24 protein-coding genes are annotated in these 24,565 nt (G+C 45.5%); 2 read left to right on the plus strand and 22 right to left on the minus strand.

The window, feature by feature from the left end; translation table 11 throughout:
- Positions 1-104 precede the first annotated feature (104 nt).
- A complete protein-coding gene (locus tag IGJ05_RS10190; RefSeq protein WP_266166217.1) occupies positions 105-1,067 on the minus strand; it encodes a PTS mannose/fructose/sorbose transporter subunit IIAB in 963 nt (320 codons plus the stop codon).
- A 190-nt stretch (positions 1,068-1,257) separates the two neighbouring features.
- On the opposite strand from IGJ05_RS10190, the gene IGJ05_RS10195 reads away from it, so the two are divergent.
- On the plus strand, positions 1,258-1,965 hold the full coding sequence (locus tag IGJ05_RS10195) for a GntR family transcriptional regulator (protein WP_060791605.1): 708 nt from the start codon (positions 1,258-1,260) through the stop codon (positions 1,963-1,965).
- Between the two features lie 24 nt (positions 1,966-1,989).
- Here IGJ05_RS10195 and IGJ05_RS10200 read toward each other — a convergent pair whose 3' ends face one another.
- The 21 genes from IGJ05_RS10200 to IGJ05_RS10300 form a co-directional block, all read right to left on the minus strand.
- Positions 1,990-3,765, minus strand: a complete 1,776-nt coding sequence (locus tag IGJ05_RS10200) for a glycoside hydrolase family 35 protein (RefSeq protein WP_266166218.1) — start codon at positions 3,763-3,765, stop codon at positions 1,990-1,992.
- A 13-nt stretch (positions 3,766-3,778) separates the two neighbouring features.
- Positions 3,779-4,942 carry a glycoside hydrolase family 88 protein gene (locus IGJ05_RS10205; RefSeq protein WP_266166219.1) on the minus strand — a complete coding sequence of 388 codons (1,164 nt, stop codon included), beginning with the start codon at positions 4,940-4,942 and terminating at the stop codon, positions 3,779-3,781.
- Positions 4,943-5,093: 151 nt separating this feature from the next.
- Positions 5,094-5,921, minus strand: coding sequence for a DUF7402 domain-containing protein (locus tag IGJ05_RS10210; protein ID WP_266166220.1), 828 nt, complete (start codon positions 5,919-5,921; stop codon positions 5,094-5,096).
- A complete protein-coding gene (locus IGJ05_RS10215) occupies positions 5,896-7,662 on the minus strand; it encodes a DUF2264 domain-containing protein (RefSeq protein WP_266166221.1) in 1,767 nt (588 codons plus the stop codon). The genes IGJ05_RS10210 and IGJ05_RS10215 overlap by 26 nt, the downstream gene beginning before the upstream one ends.
- Positions 7,663-8,080: 418 nt before the next feature.
- A complete protein-coding gene (gene lacD, locus IGJ05_RS10220; protein WP_306569445.1) occupies positions 8,081-9,076 on the minus strand; it encodes a tagatose-bisphosphate aldolase in 996 nt (331 codons plus the stop codon).
- Positions 9,077-9,261: 185 nt separating this feature from the next.
- Complete coding sequence (locus IGJ05_RS10225) at positions 9,262-10,431, minus strand: SIS domain-containing protein (RefSeq protein WP_266166224.1); 1,170 nt, start codon at positions 10,429-10,431, stop codon at positions 9,262-9,264.
- A 179-nt stretch (positions 10,432-10,610) separates the two neighbouring features.
- A complete protein-coding gene (locus tag IGJ05_RS10230) occupies positions 10,611-11,345 on the minus strand; it encodes a GntR family transcriptional regulator (protein WP_005226773.1) in 735 nt (244 codons plus the stop codon).
- Positions 11,346-11,559: 214 nt separating this feature from the next.
- The gene (locus IGJ05_RS10235) at positions 11,560-12,588 is read right to left on the minus strand and encodes a PTS system mannose/fructose/sorbose family transporter subunit IID (protein ID WP_005226771.1); all 1,029 of its coding nucleotides are present in this window, start codon (positions 12,586-12,588) and stop codon (positions 11,560-11,562) included.
- Positions 12,578-13,384 (minus strand): PTS mannose/fructose/sorbose/N-acetylgalactosamine transporter subunit IIC, encoded by an 807-nt coding sequence (locus IGJ05_RS10240; RefSeq protein ID WP_005226770.1) that lies wholly within the window; start codon positions 13,382-13,384, stop codon positions 12,578-12,580. Before IGJ05_RS10240 ends, IGJ05_RS10235 begins: the two co-directional genes overlap by 11 nt.
- A gap of 26 nt (positions 13,385-13,410) precedes the next feature.
- Positions 13,411-13,893: a PTS N-acetylgalactosamine transporter subunit IIB gene (agaV, locus tag IGJ05_RS10245; RefSeq protein ID WP_005226769.1), complete on the minus strand. Its 483-nt coding sequence runs from the start codon at positions 13,891-13,893 to the stop codon at positions 13,411-13,413.
- Positions 13,894-13,912: 19 nt separating this feature from the next.
- A complete protein-coding gene (yajC, locus tag IGJ05_RS10250; RefSeq protein ID WP_266166225.1) occupies positions 13,913-14,188 on the minus strand; it encodes a preprotein translocase subunit YajC in 276 nt (91 codons plus the stop codon).
- A gap of 2 nt (positions 14,189-14,190) precedes the next feature.
- Positions 14,191-14,622: a PTS sugar transporter subunit IIA gene (locus IGJ05_RS10255; RefSeq protein WP_266166226.1), complete on the minus strand. Its 432-nt coding sequence runs from the start codon at positions 14,620-14,622 to the stop codon at positions 14,191-14,193.
- A 645-nt stretch (positions 14,623-15,267) separates the two neighbouring features.
- Positions 15,268-15,864: an alpha/beta hydrolase gene (locus IGJ05_RS10260; RefSeq protein WP_266166227.1), complete on the minus strand. Its 597-nt coding sequence runs from the start codon at positions 15,862-15,864 to the stop codon at positions 15,268-15,270.
- Between the two features lie 13 nt (positions 15,865-15,877).
- Positions 15,878-16,486, minus strand: a complete 609-nt coding sequence (locus IGJ05_RS10265) for a flavin reductase family protein (RefSeq protein WP_266166228.1) — start codon at positions 16,484-16,486, stop codon at positions 15,878-15,880.
- Positions 16,487-16,501: 15 nt separating this feature from the next.
- Positions 16,502-17,395: a VOC family protein gene (locus tag IGJ05_RS10270; RefSeq protein WP_266166229.1), complete on the minus strand. Its 894-nt coding sequence runs from the start codon at positions 17,393-17,395 to the stop codon at positions 16,502-16,504.
- A gap of 13 nt (positions 17,396-17,408) precedes the next feature.
- A complete protein-coding gene (locus tag IGJ05_RS10275) occupies positions 17,409-18,371 on the minus strand; it encodes a ring-cleaving dioxygenase (RefSeq protein WP_266166230.1) in 963 nt (320 codons plus the stop codon).
- A 10-nt stretch (positions 18,372-18,381) separates the two neighbouring features.
- Entirely contained in the window at positions 18,382-18,810 is a 429-nt protein-coding gene (locus IGJ05_RS10280) for a MarR family winged helix-turn-helix transcriptional regulator (RefSeq protein WP_010748593.1), read from the minus strand.
- A 300-nt stretch (positions 18,811-19,110) separates the two neighbouring features.
- Positions 19,111-20,175, minus strand: coding sequence for a bifunctional transcriptional activator/DNA repair enzyme AdaA (locus IGJ05_RS10285; RefSeq protein WP_266166232.1), 1,065 nt, complete (start codon positions 20,173-20,175; stop codon positions 19,111-19,113).
- Positions 20,176-20,470: 295 nt separating this feature from the next.
- Entirely contained in the window at positions 20,471-20,983 is a 513-nt protein-coding gene (locus tag IGJ05_RS10290) for a glycosyl-4,4'-diaponeurosporenoate acyltransferase (protein WP_266166233.1), read from the minus strand.
- 12 nt (positions 20,984-20,995) lie between these two features.
- A complete protein-coding gene (locus IGJ05_RS10295) occupies positions 20,996-22,102 on the minus strand; it encodes a glycosyltransferase (protein WP_317755745.1) in 1,107 nt (368 codons plus the stop codon).
- 11 nt (positions 22,103-22,113) lie between these two features.
- Positions 22,114-23,601 carry a phytoene desaturase family protein gene (locus IGJ05_RS10300; RefSeq protein WP_266166235.1) on the minus strand — a complete coding sequence of 496 codons (1,488 nt, stop codon included), beginning with the start codon at positions 23,599-23,601 and terminating at the stop codon, positions 22,114-22,116.
- Between the two features lie 555 nt (positions 23,602-24,156).
- Here IGJ05_RS10300 and IGJ05_RS10305 point away from each other — a divergent pair.
- A complete protein-coding gene (locus IGJ05_RS10305; RefSeq protein WP_015508783.1) occupies positions 24,157-24,534 on the plus strand; it encodes a DUF7006 family protein in 378 nt (125 codons plus the stop codon).
- Positions 24,535-24,565 lie beyond the last annotated feature (31 nt).

Consider the following 24,565-nt stretch of genomic DNA (forward strand, 5'->3'; position numbering starts at 1 on the left):
GGCTGGTTATCGATCGTTGTGTCGCCTCAGATAAATCGTGAAAAACACTCGTTTTTTGACAAATCCTTCGCTACATATTCTCCTCGATCGAAGCGCTGCCTGATTTATCCTCGTAATTTCTTCATAAAGTCGATCGATGGTTCATTGGGTACAAGCTGTGCCGTGACGGTGATTCCTTTTGCGGCGATCGCTTCAAAGATCGGCTCTTCTTCTGGCAGCACTTGAATGCTTTTGGTCACTTCCCGTGCGCCTTCTTTGTAGCTCATGTTGCCGACGTTGATCGCTTTGATCGGTCCATCTGCTTCAATATAACGCAAAACATCTTGGGGATTTTTGAAAAGTAAAAACAACCGTTGCTTGCCATAACGACCAGCGCGAATATTTTTGGCTGCAGTTGCCACTGGAAGGACGGAAAGTCGCATCGAAGTTGGCGCTGCCATTCGTAAAGAAGATTTTTGTAATGGGTCTGCGGCGGCTTCATCATTGGCCACGATGATCCGTTGCGTGTTTAAACTGGTGGACCAGATACCGGCGACTTGTCCGTGGATCAAGCGCTCATCGATCCGACTATTGACGATATTTTCTTGCCCAGCATACGCACTGTAATCCCCTAATTCCTCTTGCTTTTCTTCTAAAATTTCTTGTTCTGCCTGGTTCATCCCTGCTTTGACATCAACGATGTTTTCTTTGGCTAAGCAAAGCAGCTCGTTGATCGTCGCTCGTTGATTGACGACTGCCTCGATCACTACGGACAATGTCATTCCAGCGAAAATCGCCACTTCGTCATCCTCTAAATAATTCTTGACTGCAACGTTGCACGGGGTTCCTCCTAATAGATCCGCAATAATCAATGTCGAACCGTTAAGGGCTTTCATTTTCTCGTTCAATTCTTTTTCAAACTGCAGATTGTCACTATCTGGTCGTAATGAAACGGTGTGAACGTTTGCTTGCTGGCCTACGATCATCTCCAGACTGCTTTTGACCCCTTCTGCCATGCCGCCATGACTGATCAATACAATGTTTTCCACTAATTTCCCTCCTACTCCGTAGGTCGCCCAACTTAACATGTTATGTTCCTTGTAAGCATACTATACCACATGGCAAGCCATACGCAAACCTAATATCTTAACATATTGAATTTTATTTTTTAGGCCTGTACAGACTGGAAAACAACGAATTTTCTACAATAATTAAGTGGCAGGAAAGGATTTAACATGTTATGCTTGATGTATTCATATGGAATGGAGGGAAACCACTGTGTTGCCAAAGTATGAGCAGATCAAGCAAGATCTTTTACAAGAAATCAAAGACCATAAATTCATTCCCGGTGATAAGTTTTATTCAGAGGCGGATATCAAGCGAATGTATTCTGTTAGTTCGATCACGGCAGTCAAAGCATTGAATGAATTGACGAGTGCTGGCTATCTGTATCGCATCCAAGGCAAAGGGACCTTTGTTTCAAAAGCAAAAGTATCTCAGAGTGTGAAGTTTTCCGACATTGAGCTGCATTCACTGGACCAAGAAAAGGTCAAGGTTCTTGCGGTGGAAGAAGGAAATGACCCCGAGATTTTGAAAGAATTAGGCTTGGCTGCCAGTGCTTCCTACTACCGAATCAAACGGGTCCGCTATTTTGGCGATGTTCCTTTCTTGGTTCACATCACTCATCTGCCGAAGAAGCTGATGAAAGAACCGATCGCCAAAAACCTCAACCGATATGCCAGTGTTTATGAGCGGGTCCGAAAAGACTTTGCGATCGACCTTTTCTCATTGGCTTCTGTTGAAACCAACGAAATCGTCTTTCCTGATGACGCTGAATTGTTGAACTTATTGCAACTGAGCTTCCGAGAGCCTGCGGTCAAACAAGTCAAGCACTCCTATTTAGCAGATGGAAGTGTCGCTGAATACATCGTCAGCTACAAGCATTGGAAATATTTCAAAACAAAAATAGAAGTAGAGCCCGCGTAAATTTGGGTCTCTACTTCTATTTTTTTATTCCACGACAGGTTGATCACAGAAAACGAGTTCCTTGATCTCCACGCCATCGGTTTCAAATACCACGACTTTGTTGCTGCCTTTTTTCAAAAATTCTTTCGGACAGTATAAGGAATGCACGGGGCCACGTTGCCAATAGCGACCAAGATTGATGCCGTTGACGATAACGACGCCTTTGCCATACCCACGGCAATCGATGAACGTATCTCCTACCTCTGTCAGCGTGAAGGTCGTTTGATAAAAGGAGGGGTGTGTCGGATTTTTTCCTGCTTGATAATCGATGGCTTGTAGCTGCTCTGCGGAAAGCGTCAATGGGTAATGACGATAGCCTTGATGAAAATGAATGTCTTGCATGATACCTCCACGGATGCCTTTGGCTTGTGTAGGCCCATTCAATTTAAACCCGTAGTTCACGCGCCCTAAGTTTTCTACTAAGACATCTAGCTCGATGGTTTCTTTATCTGGTGCCCCTTGGATCAGCAGCTCCTCGCCTAGCGTCTCTTGGTATTGGATCGCTTGTAATTGGCCGTCGGTAAAAATATGCAGCCGATCGCTAGCTTCTACCACTTTTAATTTGTTTTCTCGATGATAGTTGTTTAACTGAACCGAATAGAGCAAATAGCCGTAGCCTGTACTGGCAGCTTCCATTGTTAGTGGATACATGCTTTCTTGCGGTGCCATCAGCTGGTCTTTGATGGCCAATAACGAGACACTGTTTTCGATGGGAAAGGTTCCTAATGCCGCTAATTGCTTGGTCCGTGGGTTGGCTTGCCACACTTCGGGACAGGCTTCTTTTATGGCTTTTTGTACCTGATAGTATTTGTCGGTAGGTTCTCCTGCTTCTGTCAGTAAAGCATCGTAATCATAGCTGGACACTTGTGGTAGATCCAGCGATCCCCGAGCGGAACAGCCGTTGTAAAAGCCAAAGTTCGTGCCTCCATGGAACATGTAAAGATTCAAGGAGCCGACTGCTAACATCTCTTTGACTTCATTGGCTAAGTCTTGACCGTCTCGCTTGATGATCGGCTCGCCCCAGCGGTTGAACCAGCCATCCCAATATTCCATGCACATGATGGGCCAGTTTTTGCCATGTTTTGCCATAAACTCTTTCATCACAGCCGCATTTTCCTTGGAACGACTGCCGAAATTGCCTGTGACAAAGACGTCGTCTTCAATCAATGTCCCAGCGTCTAAGACTTCTTCCCATGCCCCATCTGAGGTAAACAAGGGTACATCGATGCCGTATTCTTCCATCAACTCCTTGGTCTGGCGCAAATACGCTTTTTCCATTCCATAAGAGCCGTACTCATTTTCCACCTGCATCATGATCACTGGTCCCCCATGGGTGATCTGCAACGGCACAAGCTTTGGCAGCAAGACCTGGAAATAGTTACGCACCTTTGCCATGAAGCGTGGGTCGGTTGAGCGCAACCGCATCGGTTCGTTTAACAGCCAAGCTGGCAGCCCGCCAAATTCCCATTCAGCACAGATGTAGACGGACGGGCGTAAAATGACCATCAAGTCTAGCGCTTGGGCTTGCTTTACAAAAGCACAAATGTCTTTCATTCCTTCAAAGTCGTAGACTCCTTCACGAGGTTCGTGGAGATTCCAAGGAATGTAGGTCTCAACTGTGTTGGCTCCCAGTGCTTTTAGATTGTAGAGGCTATCTGCCCATTGCGCCGGTGTCATGCGGAAATAATGGATCGCTCCGCTGATCAATTTGATTGGTTTTCCATCTAACAAAAAATCTTCTTTTATCTCAAACGTTCGCATGTCGTCTTCCCCTTCACCAGTATCTTCGCCAATTAGGCAATGCCAATCGGATCAATCCTTCTAAATAGAAATAATCACCCCAAAGATTGGGTTCATCGATGCCTTTGCCTTCCGCATGAGCATACACACCATGCAGCAATAAGCCTTCATTTTCTGGCACTTGGCTCGCTGCATACTGCTCGCCTAATTGGTAAAGCATCCCTTTAGCGATTTTTTTGGCATCAGGATACGCACCCATTTTCTCTGCTTCCAACAAGCCACAAGCCGCGATCGCTAAAGCTGAGCTGTCTTTTTCAGCAGGATGTTGGTCGTTAAAATCAAAGTCCCAATACGGCACGAGATCTGCGGGTAAATGTGCTAAGAACACCTCCACGATCTGCGGATAATTTTCTGGAAAAGGCTGGCTATGCAAGTAGCTTTCATTTAAAGGAAGCCCTAAAATCGCCCAGCTTTGCCCTCGTGCCCAAATCGATTGGTCGCTATTTCCTTGATGCGTCGCACCGTGACTTGGCTGCCCCGTTTCAGGATCGAAATAGTACGTATGAAAGGTGGTGGCGTCATTTTTGATGACAGTCTTTCGCACTGTCTGATAATGCTTACTCGCGGCCTCTGCGTAACGAGGCTCTCCCGACAATTGGGTTGCTGCAAATAAAAGCGGCAAGTTCAGTAGCGAATCAATAATCAAGCGGTATTCTTGTGGGTCGCCATAAGTGCCCCAAGCTTGAATAAATTCCCCCTTTTCTTGAAACCGTGCCAACAAAACATCTGCTGCTTGAATGACTTCTTGCTTGCAGTGTTCATCGCCAGTGATCTTGTAGCCAGCACCGGCGGATAAGCTATATAAAAATCCGATATCATGATGATCCAATACAAAATGATCGTCTAAGCGCGTTTGAAAACTGTCGATATTCTCCATTGCTCGAGTCAAAAAGTTCTTCTCTTTGGTCCACTCATAGGCGAGCCACAACATCCCCGTCCAAAAGCCATTGGTCCAATCATCGTTGCCTTTCAGCCGGTATTTGCCATTGGTGGCACAGGCTGAAGGAAACTGTGTGCCAAAGCGCCGGCTATTTTTTTCGATCTGTTGGATGCACGCGGTGATTTTATCCGCTAGCCACACATCGGTCACTTTTTCTCCTAACAGGATCAAGCGTTGTTTGTTCTCTTGCAGACGCATGTTTACCCTCTCCTTAACTTGTTAACATATTAACTGAAATCATTATAACGTAAACGAACAAAAAAAGCGACCTTCCTTCATTGATTCCTAAAAAAAGAGCATGACAGCTGCCCACAAATGCAGACCTGTCATGCTCTTGTCCTCTTTTTTTTTAACAGTTCCAACCAAATACTTCGATTTGTGTAAGAGCTGGAAACGGGGAATCATCCTCTGCTTTTTGCAGCTCTTTATAGGTCAGCTTAGTCGTTTCTTTTTTCGGAAAACGAACTTCTTGAAAAGACGCCGTATTTGTCGTTTCCACCACCAGCTCTTCTCCATCAGCAAAGACCAAGGTCCCTTTGGTCCAATAGCTATCATGGGGATAATCTGCCCGTAACAGGAAGCGAACCCGATCGATCAAGACGGGACGACCAAACTCAATGGTCAATGCAGCATCGGCTTGCTGATTGATGCCCCAAGAAGCAAACGGATACGAACCGTGGGATCGGTTGCCATATTTTCCATCGATTGCATTCTTGGCAAAAAAGACGGAATCATCTCGCGTCTCCACATTCGCTGAAGCATGAGGATACGCCCCTGTCGCTGACTTTTGATCATGGGCATTGAAAGATAAATTTTGATAATTCGTGATCTCAAACGCATGGGCTTTACGCACCATCAGGTGATGGCGCTGCGAGGCAAAGGCCGTTTCCACCGAGGACTTTCGATGAGATTCCGTCCAAGGGATCTGATATTCCCAAGTGGATTGGGAAAGATAGATCAGTGACGGTGTTAAGGTTTCATCAAGCTGAAGGACATAATACGGATTTTCCCCTGTCACCTCAACGACGATCTTATCTCCTTCCTCATAGGGATAGTTTTTAATGGCTAATACGGCCAAATCATCACCAGAAACTTGAAACGGCGCGGGTTCTTTTTCATGGTCGATGCGACCGACGATCATCTGGTCCTGCTTATTTTTTATTGCTAGCGTAATCATTTGGATCGCTCCTTTCTTTTTCTACGATACCACCGACTAAACAAATCAAACGGTGCTTCCCGGGCGGAATATGTTGTGCTAAGTATGGAAAACTAGTTCTTGGAAAAAAGACGGAGGTATTGGCTTCTGGCTGAACAATACTGGCTTGTTGATAGCCTTCGATGTTGATGATTTGAGAACAAAAGCCTCCTTCACTGACTCGACTCCAGGTCGGTCCTGTTTGGGCCTGAGGCAACCGTCCAGTCAGCGGTACACTAAACCCGCCCTCACGAAGGTCCAACGAAATCGTCGTCGTCAACTCGTGCACGCGCACATGCCACTGACCAAAGGGATAAATCTCAGTTTCAATCACTACCTCCTCAAAGGGCGCCCATTGGTAAAAGACGCCTTTTTCCGTCACTCGATAATCCCTGACTGCGCTCTTCGTGCGAAAATAGCTGCCATCTCGAGCAATAGCTAATGTGCTATCGAAGGCGCCTTCGGCATACGTGACGCCAGCTTTCGGCACACTGAAACCAAGTTTGCTCGAATAGACGAATTTGCTGTATTTTGCTTGAGCATGGGCTTGCTGTTCAAGCATCAAGCCTGCAGGATACCCCAACAGATGATGGCTTTTTTCATTGTGCACCAGCAACATATTGCCTTTTTCAATCCGTTTTTGCGGCTCTCTTTTGATTGGCTCAGGTTCAGCCCGCCAAAAAGGATGCGTTTCTGCGACCGCTAAAAGCAAAAAGGTTTTCAGCCCCCAATAAGGCGAGCCTGGGGCATTATACCCTTCTGCCATCACATGATTTTCATAGTGGTAGCCGATGGACAAGCGACCATCGAAAGTGAAAATCTCCTGTGCCATCCAATTGCGCAAGTGCTTCGCCAGTAGTCCTCGCACCTGTCCCCATGGGATCGCTTCGACGTCTGCGAAAACCAGTGCCGAGAAAAACGCCCCTTGCGCAAACCGATAAGTCAGGCTGCGGCCATAGGGCAAGGCTTCACCGTCTTCATCAAAATAATAGACGAAGTCTTGCGCAAATAGCGTGGCTCGTTCTTTAAAACGCTGCGCCCATTCTAGGTCTTCGTCTTGCATAAATGTAGCGTAAATCAAGCCATAATAATGAAACGCAAAAGGAATGTAGTAGTCTCGTTGCGTGGTTTTCCCATCTACATACCAACCATCGCCCATGTACATGGAATCGATCAATGCCAACTCTTGGGACAATGCTTCTTTTGTCAACGGTTCCCCACAGTGAAACAAGGCAACGCGTATCAACACTTTGAAGAATGTCCAGTTGTTCTTAGGAATCTTGCACTCAAGTGCTTGGGAAAGCCAAGCCACTAGCTTTCGCTGGTTCTTCTGCGGCAACGCTGTCCAAAAAGCGTCCTTTTGCAACAATAGGGTCAATGACAATGCGGCTGCTTCCACGATGTATTGATCATAATCCGTGATCCTTCCCCAGTAAAACGCGTGTTCAGGATCTGTCCCTGCTATCACTTTTTCCACATAAGCTGCTCGTAACGGATCATCTGGGCAAACCCTCCAATAAGGCGCCAGCCCCCACAAAGGACGCACAAGCGCTTCCATCTCAGCCCGTGTTCGGTCATACACGGCCCCACTGCTACCTAGATTCAATCCTGGATAGTCATCTGCCAAGATCGCTTCTCGCAAAGGAGCGATCATGTCTTCCAATGCCCGCTGATAATCCAGACGCGTCAAAAATGGATTCTCTTTGATTGCCATTTGCTTCATACGCCATCTCCTTCTGTCAATTTACAGAACAGAATAGCAAGCAACGGCTTTTTTATCAAGCGATCTTCTACTGGCAATACTGCTGAAAAATGAGAAAAGATTTCGAGGGATTTTTTACTTAATCTGTTAACAAATCTTTTAGGATTGATTTTCTTCCCTTCTTTTTCTTTTAACTAGCAAAGTTAACTTAGTCTATATGAAAAAATTATGATAAATCATCCATAGTGCTCTGACTTTTTTTCATAATTTTTTCGTTAACCCTTTTTTGTCTAGATGAGGTCAGCGTCCGTTATACTATCAACCATTTTTCACTAGAAAAAGACACCCTAAAGCCTTAAGTCAGAAGCCTGCCACTTCTTCTCAAAAGCCCTTAAGATGTCTGATTATTGGCCATTTCTCTTGTCAAACAGTGAAAAAACTATTCCTTGACTGCGACTTTGTCCCACCAAGAAGTGGCGGTCTTTTGGATCACTTCATTCAAGTCTTCGATGTGCTGTTTTCCAGTACTTGCTAGCCATTCTTGGGCTGCTTCTGTCCCTTGTTTTACAAAGGGTTCAACACCATCTTTCCACGTTGCCCGGCCGCACAAGACGCCATTGAAGGTGGAGCCAGCTTCTTTGGCAAAAACCAGTGTTTCTTGGAATAAGCTGGCTGATACGCCTGCACTGAGAAAAATAAACGGCAGATGCGTCGCGTCGCTTTGCGCTTTGAAATACGCGGCAGCTTCTTCCTTGGTATGCACGGCTTCTCCCTTGGCAAAACCTGCCACATAATTCATGTTGACTGGTACTTCCACTTTTAACACATCGACTTTGTACTGCGGTTTTGAAAATTCCTTCATCAATCCAATGACTTTTTCTGGTTTGCGTTGCGCATATGCTTTTGAGTCGACTTCAGGCAGCTTAGCATCATAGGAAAGGACTTCTAAAAAGAAGGGCAGATCAGCCGCTTGGCATTCACTGCCGAGTCGTTCCACAAAGACATGTTTCAACTGATTGATCTGGGCATCTTCATCTACATCATAGTAAAGCAAAAATTTGATAGCATCTGCGCCAGCTGCTTTTAATCGCTCAACCGACCATTCCCCTAATAAATCAGGCAAACGTCCCGGCGTAGTCGCATCATAGCCGGTTTTTTCATACGCCAGCAAAAGCCCCGCCTCCGGATCACGGCTTTGCGCAGCTGCCAACCCATATTCTGGATCTAATAAAATAGAAGACGCGTAAGGGGTCAATTCTTGTGAGACTAGCGTTTTAAACTGGCTGATTTTCTCTGCGTCAGCCTCCACGCCAAGTGCTGCCATCATTTTTTTCAAGGCACCTCGTTGGTCGATCGCTAAAGCTGCGATCACTCCTTCTTTCGTTGACAGGCGATCCATCGCTGCTTTTTTGGCTTTCGTTACGGTTGCTTTCATTAAAATTCCTCCTTTTTTGTCCATGTCAAAGAATCAACCGCTTTCACTTTTTTCAGCGTTGGCGAAACGGTTGTCAGCACGTATAAAAATGTCTATTGATGAAGCCGTTCGACTGATTGACCACCGCACGTATCGACTTCGTACACGAAAAGATACGTGCTCGTGGTGGGCTTCCTCAGTCATCGTTAGTTGTTATACGGATGAATCGTCACGCCTTTGACCACCCGATTGACGGTACGCGTTGGCGAAGGTGTGTCGGGTGTATTCCCGACTTTGATCGATGCCAGCAGTGCGATCGTTTGTGCAAAGACAATGTCTGCTAAGGCAAGATAACCGTCTGGCAATGAAGTGTCATCTGGAAAGAAAAAGTTTGTTCCTGAGAAATTCACAGCTGTCGGCTGTCCGATAGCAGTCACTGCGGCGGCGATGCCATCACTCTTTAATTCTTCCAACATATCAAGATCATACTGCCGCGTGTAGGACGTATTGCTGACAAAGACAAAGACGAGGGTTTGATCATCTACGAATGATTTCGGTCCATGACGGAAGCCCATCGAAGAATCGAACACGGTGGCGATTTTTCCCGCAGTCAGTTCCAATACTTTTAGCTGTGCTTCCCTGGTCAACCCCGACAACGTGCCTGACCCAAGGTAAACGATCCGCTTAAAGGAACGGTCCGTCAGTACTTGGAGTTCTGTTTCTCTGTCGATCACTTCTTGCCCCAATCGGCTAAGGGTTTCAACATAATGCCCCTTTTCTGTCAGAGGCGTCTGGTCAAAAATCAGCAGTGCGGAAAGAGCCATGCAAGAAAAACTTCCCGTCATTGCAAAGCCAGCATCATTTGACCTCTCAGGCATCAATAACAGATAGCTCGTTTCACCAGCGGCAGCTTGTTGTGCCAAAGATCCGTCGGCTGCACAAGTGATCGTCAAATGATAACTGTCGGCAACGAATTGATCGACGATTTTGACCGCTGCTAAACTTTCTGGTGAATTGCCGCTTCTAGCAAAAGAAACGAGCAGTGTTGGTTCATCCGCAAATAAAACTTGTTCTGGAGCAGCGACGATATCCGTCGTAGCAATACTTTCAAAAAGATAATCCGCAGTTGCGCCGGTCTTATTCAAGTAAGGAACGATCGTATCTCCGACATATTGCGACGTCCCCGCTCCCGTGAAGACCACCCGAATGCGTTTGTCCGTCTTTTGCTTGATGGTACGTAAGAAAGCCGCGATCGCCTCTTGCTTTTCTTGATAGATCGTCAAGGTTTCTTGCCAAAGTTCTGGCTGTTGTTTGATTTCTCTTGTTGTAATCTCCGCACCTAATTCTGCTAATTCCTTTGTTGACAGTTGAAACATCTTTCTTCCTCCTAGCTACTGTTTTTCCAGTATGTATTCCCAGTGACGGTGCGAGGAGCGCTTGTCTTGGATGAATGCTTAGCGATCACCCAAAGGGCAAACTTCCCCGACCTCACTGGTTTTGAATACACGCCTTTTCTTTGCTCGAGTGGATCATTTCAGACTGTCTAGGAAATGCGCTACTCGTCGTTACGCAAGTGGCGGACTTTGTATCTAAATTGGTCTGCTCGAGCAACACTCAAGGTGTATTCGATCACTTCATTTTCAATATTGAACGTGCTACGTACCAGGTTCAACACTGGCGCACCTTCGTGGATTTTCAGCAATGCCGCATCTTTCGCACTGGCAATGCTGGCAAAAAATTCTTCGTCCGCGAGGCGGATCACTTGATGAAAGTCTTCATGAAATATATCGTACAATGGTTTTTGCTCGATCATCTCACTCGTTAAATGCATGAAGCGTTTGACCGGCAGATAAGAACGCTCGATCATCATCGGTTGCCCATCAGCAAGACGCAATCGTTTTAACTTGTAGATCGGCTCGCCGATGGAAACTTGCAACTGAGTGGCAAAATATTTTGTCGCTTCCATTTTTTTGAATGCCAATACTCTAGTTTCTGGTTGTTTCCCTAGTGCTTTCATCTGTTCGGTAAAACTATACGAACCTGATAAATTGGTTGCCTGCTTGCGGATATCCGAGACAAAGGTGCCTTTGCCATGTTGGCGATAAATATAGCCTAATTTTTCTAACTCCTGTAGAGCCAAGCGAACGGTGGTCCGACTTAATCCGTAGCGCTTTGACAGCTCTCTTTCTGAGGGAAGCATTGTGTCTGCTTCCATTTCATTTTCGATTTTTTCAATCAGTAAATTTAACAATTGATCGTATAATGGTTGTCGATTTTTATTGATATTCATAAGCCCCTCCAAACTGGTTACTACCACATAACGAGTGTACTATTTCCCGATAGGCGTGTCAAACAATCGTCTACAGGGGCTCTGTTTCCTGAATTTGTGTCTTTTCACGCAGGAAAATGAACCAATTGCCAGCACGAGCTAAGCTGAAAAGTCAGCTGTTGCTTGCTTAGCAAAACTCCTCCTACGTGTTGCGCCGTTTCTTCTGCTAGCTTGCTTATTGCGGCCAAATGGATGGATACAGACCAAAGCCAGAACCGATCAAGCCGATCACTAGCAGCAAAGCGATACATTTCAACGGCGTCCAGCCGCGTTTTGATAAGAAGAAATACAGCATCAATGTGATGGTCAATGGAATCACTTGCGGCAAGATCCCATCGAGGATTTTTTGAATATCGATCGTCACAGGCACTTCGTTGACTTTGTTAAACGTCAATTCATATTTGCCGTTAGCCAGTTCATTGACCGCAGCATTTTCTTGCAATGTGTCGGTCAATTGACCATTCTCATCCGTGGTATACAGCATGTCTTCGTAAGCGGCAATGGCTGCTTGATCATCCACGATCGTCGTCGCTTGCGTCACTTCATTGGTAGTGCCGTTAGGGATCTGAATATCCAAAGACGTCGCTCCATACACGCAGGTCAAGGAACCGACAACAAAAATCCCTAAAATACTCGCTGCTCGGGTAAACTCTTTGGCATTTTCCGTTAAGATGCCAATTGCATCTGTCCCTAAACGATAGGACCAGTGCATCAAGAAGTACCGCAAACCAAATTGGGCCGCATTGAATACCAGTAAGAATATAAACGGTGCAGCGATATTGCCGCTGATCGCCATATTGGCTGTGATACCCGCCGTGATTGGTACCAAGGTAAACCAGAACAACGCATCACCGATCCCGCCTAACGGTCCCATCGCGGCGACTCGCACTGCCCGAATCATGGGAATATCGGCTTTGTTTTGTTCCATCGATAAAATGATCCCCATCACAAAGTTCACCAAGAATGGATGAGTATTGAAAAACTCTAAGTTATGGCTCATTGAAGCAGCCAAGTCCTTTTCATTTTTATGGATCTTTTTCAATCCCGGTAAAATACTGAATAACCAGCCTCCTGCTTGCATTCGCTCATAGTTGAAAGAGGCTTGTAGAAATAAGGAACGCCAGACCATATTGTTCAAGGTCTTTTTATCCAGTTGTTCTGCGGGCGCTTGTTCGCTATAAGAATCGGGAATATTATATGCCATCTTCATCGCCTCCGAAATCATAGGTATTGGCTGCTGCTACTTTAAATTTGGACTGGATTTGATAATCCCAAAAGGCTAATGCGAAGCCGATAAAGGCTAGAATGATCAAGGCGGGTCCTTGCAAGGAAGGTGCCGCCATCACGATCGTGGCTAAACCAAACCCCATAAAGAAGAAGCCCCACATTTCTTTGGAAACCATCACTTTTAGTAAAATAGCAAAACCGACATACCGCATCATGCCCCCAGCTGCGCCGAGCCCACCCATCAACCATTGAGGGATCGCTGCGACCGCCTGATTCCCGAAGGCAGCACCGCCGATAAAGAATAAGACCACGATCAAGCCGAAGATCGTTCCAAGACCCGCCATCGCTAAATAATTGATTCGATCAATACCCTTCGTATTGGCATCATGGGCGTAGCTGTCAGCTTTTGACATCACTGGCGACATTAGTGAGAAGATAATCGTCACCCCATATTGCCCCAGCAAAGAAAACGGAATCGCCGTAGCAACCGCTACTGTTGGTTCTAGTTGCAGCGTGATTGCTAAGATTGCTGCCATAATTCCGCCAATCACCGCATTTGGCGGTTGCGCGCCGCCCACCGGCATATTGCCGATCGTCATTAACTGATACGTTCCGCCAACGATCAAGCCGGTTTGAAGATCTCCAAGAATAAGTCCGATAACCATCCCAGTAACAATGGGTTGGTACAATGATTCTAAAAAACTAAATTGATCGATCGCGGCAATGAATGTGACTATGAAGACTAAAATGATTTGAAAAATCGTGTAATCCATTTTCTTTCTCCTTCCTTACCTCTGCATTACTGAAACAATTTCTTTTCATCTTCAACAGGTGTCGTTGGAACCCGCTGGATCACTAATTGCACCCCCATTTCCTTCAGTTTTTTAAAGGCATCGACATCTGCTTCATCGACGGCAACTGTCGTAGCAACCTGTCTTTTCCCTTCTGACATATGCATATTCCCAATGTTCAGTTTCTTGATCGGCACCCCACCTTCAGCTAATTTCAACGCATCTTGCGGATTTTCAACCACCATGAAAATTTTTTGTTTTGGTGATGCTTTATGAATGATCTCGATGGTTTTTTGAAGCGAGAAATACCTCGTTTGGACGCCAGCTGGCGCCGCCATATCCATCAACCCTTGTCTGACTTTGTCTTTGGCGACCTTATCATTTGCCACTAAAATTAGATTTGCCCCCAACGTACCGTTCCATTGTGTGGCAACTTGCCCATGAATCAACCGATTGTCGATTCGCGTCAATAAAATATTTGGTTCTCCCATAAATATGTCCTCCTTCTATTTACTGCATGATTTCTGCAACCGCACTACGTTCTACTTCGATCACCGTTCCCGATTTCACCCTTAGATCCACTGTCTCTTTCCCAAGTGCTTGAATCTCCCCAATAATGCCGCCGTATAATTTGATTTTCTGCCCCTTTTTCAAGGACTGCTGCAATTTAGCGAAATAGCCTTTTTGCTTTTTCAGATGTTTCCCATTCAAGAAAGATGAGACCGCCAAAAAGAGAAAGAGAAAAACAAGCACCACGATTGAGGCTGCTAAGATCATTTCCCACATGTTTAAATTCCTTCTTCCTCATTGATTTCCTCATGGCCTTTGATCTTTCCGTGAAAAATACCGCTCTTGCCAATCTCTGCCAGTTCTTGGCAAAAACACTCTGGATCAGCTGCTGTATATCTAGTCAACGAACCTTCCACTAGCATCAGCAGATTGCTACCGCCGATGACCTCGACTTGCGGGTCCTCATTGGCAGCGGTCATCGCAACATTAAAAGGGGTTCCGCCCACAAGGTCTGCACAAATCACGACCCCATCACAGGTTTCCTTTAATTGATCGATTGCTCCTTGCAACTCTTTTTCAAAGCCAGCTAACGGATTTTCCTCTAAAAACGGCACTGCTAGAAACTGTTCTTGCGGCCCTGCAATCATCGCAAGCGCATTTTCCATCCCTTGCGCAAATCCTCCATGACCTGTTAAAACCAAACCAAGCATCTTATGTCCTCCCCTTATTCTCAACTGGTAGTAACCACATATCCAATATAAACGCTTTCATTTTGTCTGTCAACAAAATTTTTGTTTTTATATAAAAATGTCTTTGTTATCTTTAAATACGAAAAAAAGCGCCAAAACAATGATTATCAAACAAAAAACTAACTGAAAAAAGTATTGAAATCCATCAACAGAATGTTCATAACGTTATTTTAAATAAATAAACATATTCGTTTTCGATTTCTGGTATCTAAAGAACCACAAGTCACTCACTATTCACCGATACAACAATCAACGTTGTTAAATAAAGGAACTATCAGCAAATTTGCTACCTTAATAAAAAAACCAGTTAGGTATAATCCCTAACTGGTTTTGATCATCGCCAAACTCATTTTCCATTATGCGTTTTATTAAATTGTATTGCCATTTTTTTAAAGAATAATTCATGTTATTAACTTAAACAGGATAGAAGTAACATGCTACCTTACAACCCTGAAACTTTGAGAATATGATCCCCCCATACTAACAGAACTCTTGTAAAGCGTATCTTAGTGGAGCCGATTTACTCTAAATTCACTGTTTTCACGTGAAACAAAAAAGCCTAACCAACCAGCAGGATCGCTGTTTGATTAGGAAAGAGGCACTGCTTTATTGTTCGTTCAACCACGTGCGCGAGTGTTCAACTTCTTCATATGTTAACTGATGACTTGGGGTCCAAACGGTTGAAAGGGCTGCGCCCCGGGAGGTGAAGATCTCTTGGACGTAAGTACTGTCGGCTAGGGAAACGATTGGGTCGTTTCTGCCAAAACTCAGAAACACATGAGTATCAGGCAAGGAATTCGTCGGTAAATTCTCGACTGGATACATGGCGTGGTAGAGGATCGCTTTTTTAAAGTGGTCACTATCATTTAGTAATAAGCGAATGACAATGTTGGCGCCATTGGAATAACCCACCAGTACCACTTGCGCTAACGAAAAGTGGTGTTCTTTGGCGGCTTGCCGAATGAAATCGGCTAATTCGTCGCCGCGAAGTGCTAAGTCGGTTTCATCATACACCCCTTCAGCTAGACGTTTGAAGTAACGAGGCATGCCGTTTTCTAAAACGTTCCCGCGAATACCTAATAGTGATGCTTGGGGATCAAGGGCTTTGCCTACTTCCAGCAACGACTGTTCGTCGCCACCAGTGCCGTGGAGCAGCACCAAAACTGGTGCGTCGGCTGCTCCTTGTTGGTAGATTGCTTTCATCGAAGTTCCTCCTTTAACTTGGTCGTTTGATATCGAAAATCTCCCCAATCGTTGCGTAAGAATTTCCCGCTAGCCGGCTGACTGCTTGTAAGGCACGGGGATCGATCTTGCCGTCTTGATAGACATCCTCTGCAATCTGGTAGCCGACGACTTCCAACAATAAGAGATCGGCAGTGGTCTGCTGGTCTTTTTTGATGGGTACGTGCTGATGCAGAATCGTTTCTAAGCGGACACTGGCTTCGTTCAAGCCAGGAACGGCAATCGTTTTCGATGTCGTTGTGGTAAACCCAGAAACCGTCAACTCGCTTTGATCTGCGGGCAATAATGCCGCGGTTTTATTGGCCTCTTGGACATTTGTTTGATCTAAAATATGCACGACGGATTCTTTCGTCGCCAACAGATTGCGGGCGGTGTCTTTCAGTTCCCCCTCTTTGCGCTGGATAGCCAACGAGAGGATCACAGGTTCTGAGCTGACGATGTTAAAAAAACTGAATGGGGCGATGTTGACGATACCATCGGCTGATTGCGTACTGACCACTGCCACTGGCCGTGGAATGATGGAGCCAATCAGTAGCTTATAATTTTCTCGTTGGGTCAAATCCTTGGGATCTAAATAGTGCATACAGCGTCTCCTTTTCTAAACCGATAAGTCTGGCAAGCGATCCTCGATCTCTGCACGGCGGCTTTCAAATTGGGCTGGCAGCATCAACTGCTGTCCCAGCGTTTCTAATGGTTCATCAACTAAAAAGCCTGGGGTTTCTGTTGCGATCTCAAAGACGATGTTGCCCCGCTCTTGGAAATAGACGGCTTTGAAATAGTTGCGGTCTTTGATTTCAGTGACTCCGTATCTTTGATCGTACAAGTACTCTTGCCACTCTTTTTGCACTGCTTCCGTTGGCACAGACCACGCGATGTGATGGACGGTGCCGACACCCCAGCGCCCTGCTGGCATTGCTTCATGGGGCACGACGATCTCATGAGCGCGGGTGCCTACGGTATGAAGATGGGTGCTTTTCTCTGTTTTGTTAAAAATGTTTAGCCCTAGATCATCTGCCAACGTTTGAATGGTCGCTTCTGGTTGTGCCGAAAGCAAGACTGCCCCATGAAAGCCTACAATCGCTGGTGTTTCCGCCGATTCTTCGGCTTCGACTAACGCCAAAGACAGGTCATGCTGATCATGAAGTTCTAAAGTTGGCCGGTCAAACAATGTACTTTCTTGGACAGTTACTTGATGTTTCGCCAAATGTTCTTGCCAATAGGCACTGCTGCCTTTAGGAATACGAAAGGCGATCGTGCCGACTTGTCCGCTTCCTACTCGTCCAGGATGGGCATTTGCCCAAGGGAAGAAAGTGATGATGGTCCCATTTTCTAACGCTTGATTGCTGTAATAAAGATGATACGTGTAGGGATCATCAAAATTGACGGTTTGTTTGACGAGGCGCAACCCCAACACGTCACGGTAAAAGGCAACGTTCGTTTGGGGATCGCCTACGATGGCTGAAATATGGTGGATCTGTTGAATGGGTTGCATACTATGTGCCTCCTTAGGCGCGTTTTGTATTGAAGGGTTTGATGACTCCTTCGATGTATTCACGGCGATTTTCTAAAAATGGTGCCAATGATAAGGATTCACCCAATGTTTCATATGGCTCATCCCCCATAAACCCTGGTTCATCTGTCGCTAGTTCAAAAAGAATATGGCCGATGCGCACATACAACGATTCAAAATAGTAACGATCGACATAGCCAGAGTTGGCCAATCCCAAGTTATCAAAGACTTCCTGCCAGACTGCTAACGAATCGTGATGGGCTAAGCGAAAAGCCACATGATGCACTTCGCCGTCCCCTTGTTGTGCTTTTGGGCTCGTGGTGTCTTCCACTAAAACGATTTGGGCGCCATTGCCGCCTTCACCGACTTCTAGCAAATAGCGATTGTCTACTTGATCAATGGTTTTGAAATCAAAGACGGATTCCAGCAGCCCTTTGAAATCTGCCAAATAAGAAACAGATATTTCAACAGGACCTAAGCCATAAATCGCAAACTCAGTAGGAACGGGTCCTTTTTTCCAAGGGATACCAGCTTTCACGCCAGTATTGTGTTCATCAGAGATCAGTTGATAGGCTTGCGTATCAAAATCCCAAAAGCGCAACACTTTTTTCCCAAATTCGGTGGTGATTGCCTCGTGTTTTACCTCAAATTCATCAAAGCGTGCGACATAATAATCAAGGGCTGCATCACTGGGTACTCGAAAACTGGTGCGGGTGATCGAATTGGTTCCTTTGCTACCACGAGCGGTATTGGGAAAATCAAAGAACGTCATGGTCGTTCCCGGTGTCCCTAAATCATCCGCAAAGTAAGTATGGTACGTATAGATGTCATCTTGATTGACGGTTTTTTTCACTAAACGCATCCCTAACACATCTGTAAAGAAATGGTAATTCCGTTCCACATCACTTGTCATAGCCGTCACATGGTGTACCCCTAATAATTGGTCTTGTTTTCTCATTTTCTTTTCCTCATTTCTGATCGTAAGTTATTTTTCGTAAAATTGTTTTTAATTGTTGCAATTCTTCACTGCTGAGTTCGGAAAAACTCGCCGCAATCTTTTGTGCATGACTGGGAAAAATTTTCTCCATCAATGCCCTGCCTGCTTCCGTAATACTGACGTATGTTACCCGTTGATCTTCTTGGCTAGGTTCCCGTTGCACGCAGCCTTTTTTGACTAATTGATCGACCACGTAGGTTGTGGAGCTACTGGCGATCAAGATTTTTTCCTTGATGGCTTGCGTCGTATGGGTGCCTTTATGGTAAAGCAACTCCAGTACGGAAAACTCTGTGATATTTAAGCCATAACAACGGACATCCTTTTTTGCCACTTGTTCCAAACGACTCGCCGTACGCAGCAAACCGATGTATGCTTTGAGCGCTTCTTCTTGATGCGCCATTTTCCTCACCTCTTTATTTCGAATTCGAGATAATCATAACTTACTTTTTGTAAGTTGTAAAAGGATATGCTTTGGTTATTTAAGAAAATCATTCAATGCTTATTTTTGTAGAGATAAAGAACACTTAGACACTAACGACGGTCCTCGCCTTTTCTCTATGAACCCGCCAAATCTAAGAAAAAAAGCGGAACTTATGAAAGGTTCCATAAGTTCCGCTAAATATATATTTCAATGAAAAGGATTCGATCCATTCCATGTACCGATCAATGAAGCGCTGATTCCGACGCATACTTGTCCTTTTTAGATCATTGTGGTCGGCTGCACCTGCTTTTCCAAAGCCAGCAGCCACTTTTTGCGTTCGATCCCGCCACCATAGCCGCCGATACTGCCATCGCTATTGATGACACGGTGGCATGGAACGATCAACGCCAATTGATTTTTTCCGTTGGCATTGGCAACAGCTCGGGTAGCTTTTTCATTGCCGATTCGCTGTGCCAATTGTTTGTAAGAGTATGTTTCTCCGATCTTCATCGCCAACAGCTGCTGCCAGACGGCTTTTTGAAAATCAGAGCCGATCAATGCGATGGGTACCGTGAAGGCAGTTCGATTCCCTTCAAAATATTCCGTCAGTTCTTGCTTGAGTTGCTGAATGATTGCTGTTTGCTGGGGAATGATTACTGCATTCAAACGGCTTCTCAAAACAGCAATCTCCGTTTCTAGCCCTCTGCGATCCACGAATTCTAACAAGTAAAGCTGTTGCTGGTCGCTGATCGCCAACATCGACCCCAGCTTGGTCTCAAGCCAAGCAGAAGAAAGAATCGTTTTTTCGCGGCTGTTGGAAGGCAACTCCCCCATAATCCGAGAAAACGCATCTCGAAAGCCGTTGCCAGAATCGAAACCGGCTTCTAATTGCGCTTGGATCAGCGATTCTCCTTCACGAATCTGCTTAAACGCTAATCCTAAGCGGCGTGCACGGGAGTATTCGATAAAGGTCATGCCAAAATATTTTTTGAATTGTCGACGTGCGGTATTGGGATGGATCGCTAGTGCTTCAAAATCTTTGTCGGTCCACTTTTTCTCTGGGTTACTCTCCACGGCTTCCACCAGGCTTTTCACGTCAGGGGATAAGTGGCTAGGCGAGCTGAGCGGGCGACATCGTTTGCAGGGACGATACGCCGCCAGCAGCGCTTCTTGTGCCGTCTGAAAAAACTCGCAATTTTTTTTGAGCGGTTTTTTCGCTGGGCAGGTGGGACGGCAAAAGACGCCGGTGGTTTTTACCCCAACGTAAAAAATCCCTTCATATTGGGAATTTTTTTCAATCAGCATGTCGTAATAGTGGTCCCGTTGTCGGCTATCTTCAATCATCTTGCGCATCCCTCCCTCTTTTCTACACTTACAAAAATACTTCGTGCCTGTCCAAACACACAATCAACCAATGCAGCAGTCTGCAATGGCAGTTCGAAAATTTGCCCACATCCTTCTGATGACATACGATCACCCTTTCCTCTGAATGACCTTAGTGTACAAAAAACGGTCTTGGCACATCCCATAAAAATTAACACCAATTTTTTAAAAAGGATCGAAGGCAGTTGCCCTCCGATCCTTTTGATTTCCAGTTTGCCTATTTTTCGGCGAATCTTAAAGCGGCACCTACAGGAACCTAGACCGTCGCCTTCTGCTTGACTTGCAGGGCACTTTTTTTCCGCAAGACTCGCTCCAAACGGGGGCGATTGTAGCGTTGGATCATGATGAATGGGCAATTAGCCAATAACGCATAGACGATCATCACCCAGCCCGCCCACGCAGGATTCCAGAGGAAAAAGAACGGTGCTGGAACCATCAGCAGCCAATGGGTCAGCTCTGCTCGGCGTGTCTCAATGACGAATTTTTCCAGATAGTCCTTTTGCTGTTGAGCCAAGCGGGATTTGTCAAAGCCTTTTTTGGCAATCACAGTGCCGTCGGGCAATTTGTCTTTCCACTGACGAATACGAAACACCTCCGACCAGATCCTACCGCCTTTTTCAAAGGCAAAAGAACGGAACCAGTTGGCATGACGTTCAAAAAAAGCATCGCTGACATTGCGCAAGCCAAAGGAGATGCCTAGATGAAACAGCAGCCAAGCCAAGCTGTCTGTAATGAGCAAGAGCAGTGGAGATAAGGTGATCAGCGGCATGTGCATCGCCTCCTATAAATTGATTTTGCGTCCTTTCCAGGTCACGGATTTCAACAAATGGGTTTGGATCCACGACCAACCAAATAAGCCTAGGAAAAAAAGAAAGTACCATGGGAAAAAAAGCAGCAGGATTCGGTTGAAGTTGCCGACACGGCGGGCAAAGCACAGAGTTTGTCCAAAATAAGCAGCATAAAAAAGCAGTCCTAGCCAAAGCGGTTCCATCAGAAATGGTGCCGCCAGTACCCCAATGCCGCCGCTGATCCACAAGATGACGCCCGCCATAATCAAAGGGTGAGTGGATTGCGAAGCAGTGGCAAAGTCCTTCGTCCAGCCTTGAACAAGTTGACGAACACCAGCTGGATACATCCGAAAGGCCACCAAGTCTTTTCCACCATACAAGGCGATCGGCAAGCGTTTTTTCTTAAAGCGTCTCGCTAATGCTAGATCATCTAAGATTCCTTGTGGCATGTCCTGATGTCCATTGGCTTGAAGGTACGCTGTTTTGCTGCACAAAATACACGGACCAAAGGCGCCGCCAGCTGAGAGTTTTTCGCCTACGATAGAGAAACGGTTCAACCCGACAGGTAAGATGACATTAAAGACGACAGACAGTTGTTCATACAGGCGCTTCGTTTGATGATAGGGCTGCACCGAGAGCAGTCCTTGTCCCGATCGCTCCTCATACGCAGCGAAAAGACGCTCTAAGCCATCTTCTGCTAGAAAGAAGGTATCGGCATCCAAAAATAATAGATACTTGCCCACCGCTTGTGAGGCGCCTAACCAACAAGCCGCCGCTTTCCCAGCAGAATCAGCAGTGGTTTGCAAGACCGTCGCACCGAAGCCCTTGGCACAGGCGATCGTCTCGTCTTCCGATCCGTCATCAACCACCAAAATCTCCACAGGATGAAGGGTTTGCTGCTGCAAGGACGCCAACAATTGCGGCAAATTTTCTGCTTCATTGCGGGCGGGGATGATGATCGACAGTTCTCCCCTCTCCGTCATGTCTTTGGATGCGGCTGTCTCCTTGCGGATGGGTATCGTCGGCAGGCGGAAAAAAATCAGCCAGCCTGCCAACCAAACAGCGCAAATACCAGCGAGCAGCAGGTACACAGTCATCATCCTTTCTTGTCTTAGTGTTCTCTTTTGGTGATCATCTCACTGACTTGCTGGCCACTGAGGGTCACCATCGGCATGCCGGCCCCTGGATTGACCGTACCGCCAACGAAGTATAGATTGTCGTAGCGTTCGCTGTGTTTCGGGTGTTTAAAGCCATGATTTTTCTTGCGGTTAGAGACCGTGCCGTAGATGGCGCCACGATGTGACAAATAATTCTTTTGGATGTCTTCGGGTGTCCAGCGGTCTTCATACACGATGTGCTTACGTAGATCCGTTAAGCCCATGTTTTCCAGCTTGATCAAGATCCGTTCACGAAAGGCATCGTATTCCGCTTCCGTAAAGGGTTTATCCTGCAAATAAGGGATATGAGGCAAGATTTTGATGTTCTCATGCCCTGCCACTGTTTGCGAAGGATCGGTTTTGTTGGCATTGACCAAATAGATTGTTGGATCTTCTGGCAGCTGATGCCGATGGAAATTTTGATCAAAGTTTTCTTTTGAGGCATTTGAAAAGAAAAAGTTGTGATGCGCCAATTGCGGATAGGAGGTTTTGACCCCTAAGTGCAAGACAAAACCAGAACTTGCTGGTTCAAATTTTTCTTCCAGTTTTTGAGTAAAGGTCGGCGCTTCTTCTAACAGCTCTTCATAGGCCGGGATCACTTCCATGTTGGAAACAAAATAGTCGGCTTCGATCAGCGTACCATCATCCAAACGAGCGGCACGGATCTGTTCCTGTTCAACGATCAATTTTTCCACTTTGTGTCCCGTGTGGAAGGTCACACCGATCTCTTTTGCTAAGCGAACGATGCCTTCGGCTAAACGGTGCATCCCGCCTGGCACGTACCAGACACCTTGGGCATGCTGCATATAAATCATCATGTTCAAGACGGCTGGAGCGTCATAAGGAGATGAGCCGACATACTTGATAAAATAGCTCAGCATGTCTTGCAGCTGCGGATTGCTGACACGTTTTTGAATGGCATCATGCATCGAAGAGAAATAATCAAAGCCTTTCAGCGCTTTGATCACGCCATGATACTTCAAGATTTCTTTCGTGGTATCTAAGCCTTTCTCAAAATAGCCTTTTTCTGTGATAGCATAAATCTTTTGCGCATAGTCCAAAAAGTCTTGGTACTCTGCCATGTCTTTTTCCGACAAGTGCGGGTTTTCCTTTGCCATACGTGCAAGATCGCCATAGAGATCGATTTTGGTGCCGTCAGGAAAAAAGGAGCGCCATTCCAATGGCAATCGGCGAATCGCAACATAATCCGCCATATCGCGATTGCTGCCAGTAAATAACTTTTCGAAAATCTGCGGCATCGTCAAAATCGAAGGACCTAAGTCAAAGCCGAAGCCGTTTGTTTCCAGTCGGTTCAACTTGCCGCCTAAGTGGTGATTTTTTTCATATAATGATACATCAAAGCCATTTTGGGCTAATGAGACCGCCGCTGATAGACCACCAAGTCCGCCGCCGATCACTACAACTGTTTTTTTCTCTTTCATTGAATTGCTCCTCGTTTGCTTTAATGAACGTCCCTATTTAGCCAAACCTTCTCGTCAAAACAGATGGTTGCGTCTCACTGCAACTGCGTGTCTTGGCACTGTTTTGGCATTGACCACTTGAATCAAAGGATCGTTTTTCTAGATAATTCTATAGTATCACACCTTTGAAAAAATGACGGGGATGAGCCTATCGGTCAATTGATGCTGCTTTGTCTGCGACCATGATTTCAGCAAATGAAAAAACAACTCGCTGGCAAAAAATGGAAACCCAGCAATTTCGCCCAATTCGGAAATATTCTTTTTATAACAACAATTATCAGAATATTTGAACATTTTTGACGTTAATACCAGCGAAAAACAAATCTTCGTATGGTTACGAAAAAACGCGTTTGAGCCAATTTGGAATATCCTGTACATTGAATGTAGCGAAAGTCCTTCCCCCAATCATTTTAAAAAAACAAACGGACCTTCTCAGTAAGACATTGCTTAACAGTGACTGTTTTTGATAATGACACGTATTGTCGCTTTTTCCTAACACTTATAAGGAGTATTGATATGAACTTAAAAACGATCCAATCAGCCGAAGAATATTTAAACTTTTTTGACGAAGAATTTATCCACTCGCCCTGTTCTTATACTCATCCGAAAATCTTTAATTTTTATCTCTCTTTGCGCCAACGATTTTTGGCGATCTATGAACAAGAAGAAGGTACTTTTTTCGAAAAAATGTCGTTGCTACTAGATATCGACGCACAGCTGCAAATACTAAAAGAACTTTATGTTTTAAAAATTTCTTCTTTAAACGAGTATGCGGAAGAAGAGATCATTCAGCTGACGGTCAAAGACAAAACCTGTTTCTATCGGGAATTGACCGGTCTTCAGCTAAACCAAAAGGCGCCTTGGAGTTTGATTTACTTAAGTGAAGCCCAATGAGTTCGCCCACATCAATCGATTGAATTGAAAA

This window comes from Enterococcus sp. AZ167 (assembly GCF_051714025.1).
Classification (GTDB): Bacteria; Bacillota; Bacilli; order Lactobacillales; family Enterococcaceae; genus Enterococcus_D; species Enterococcus_D casseliflavus.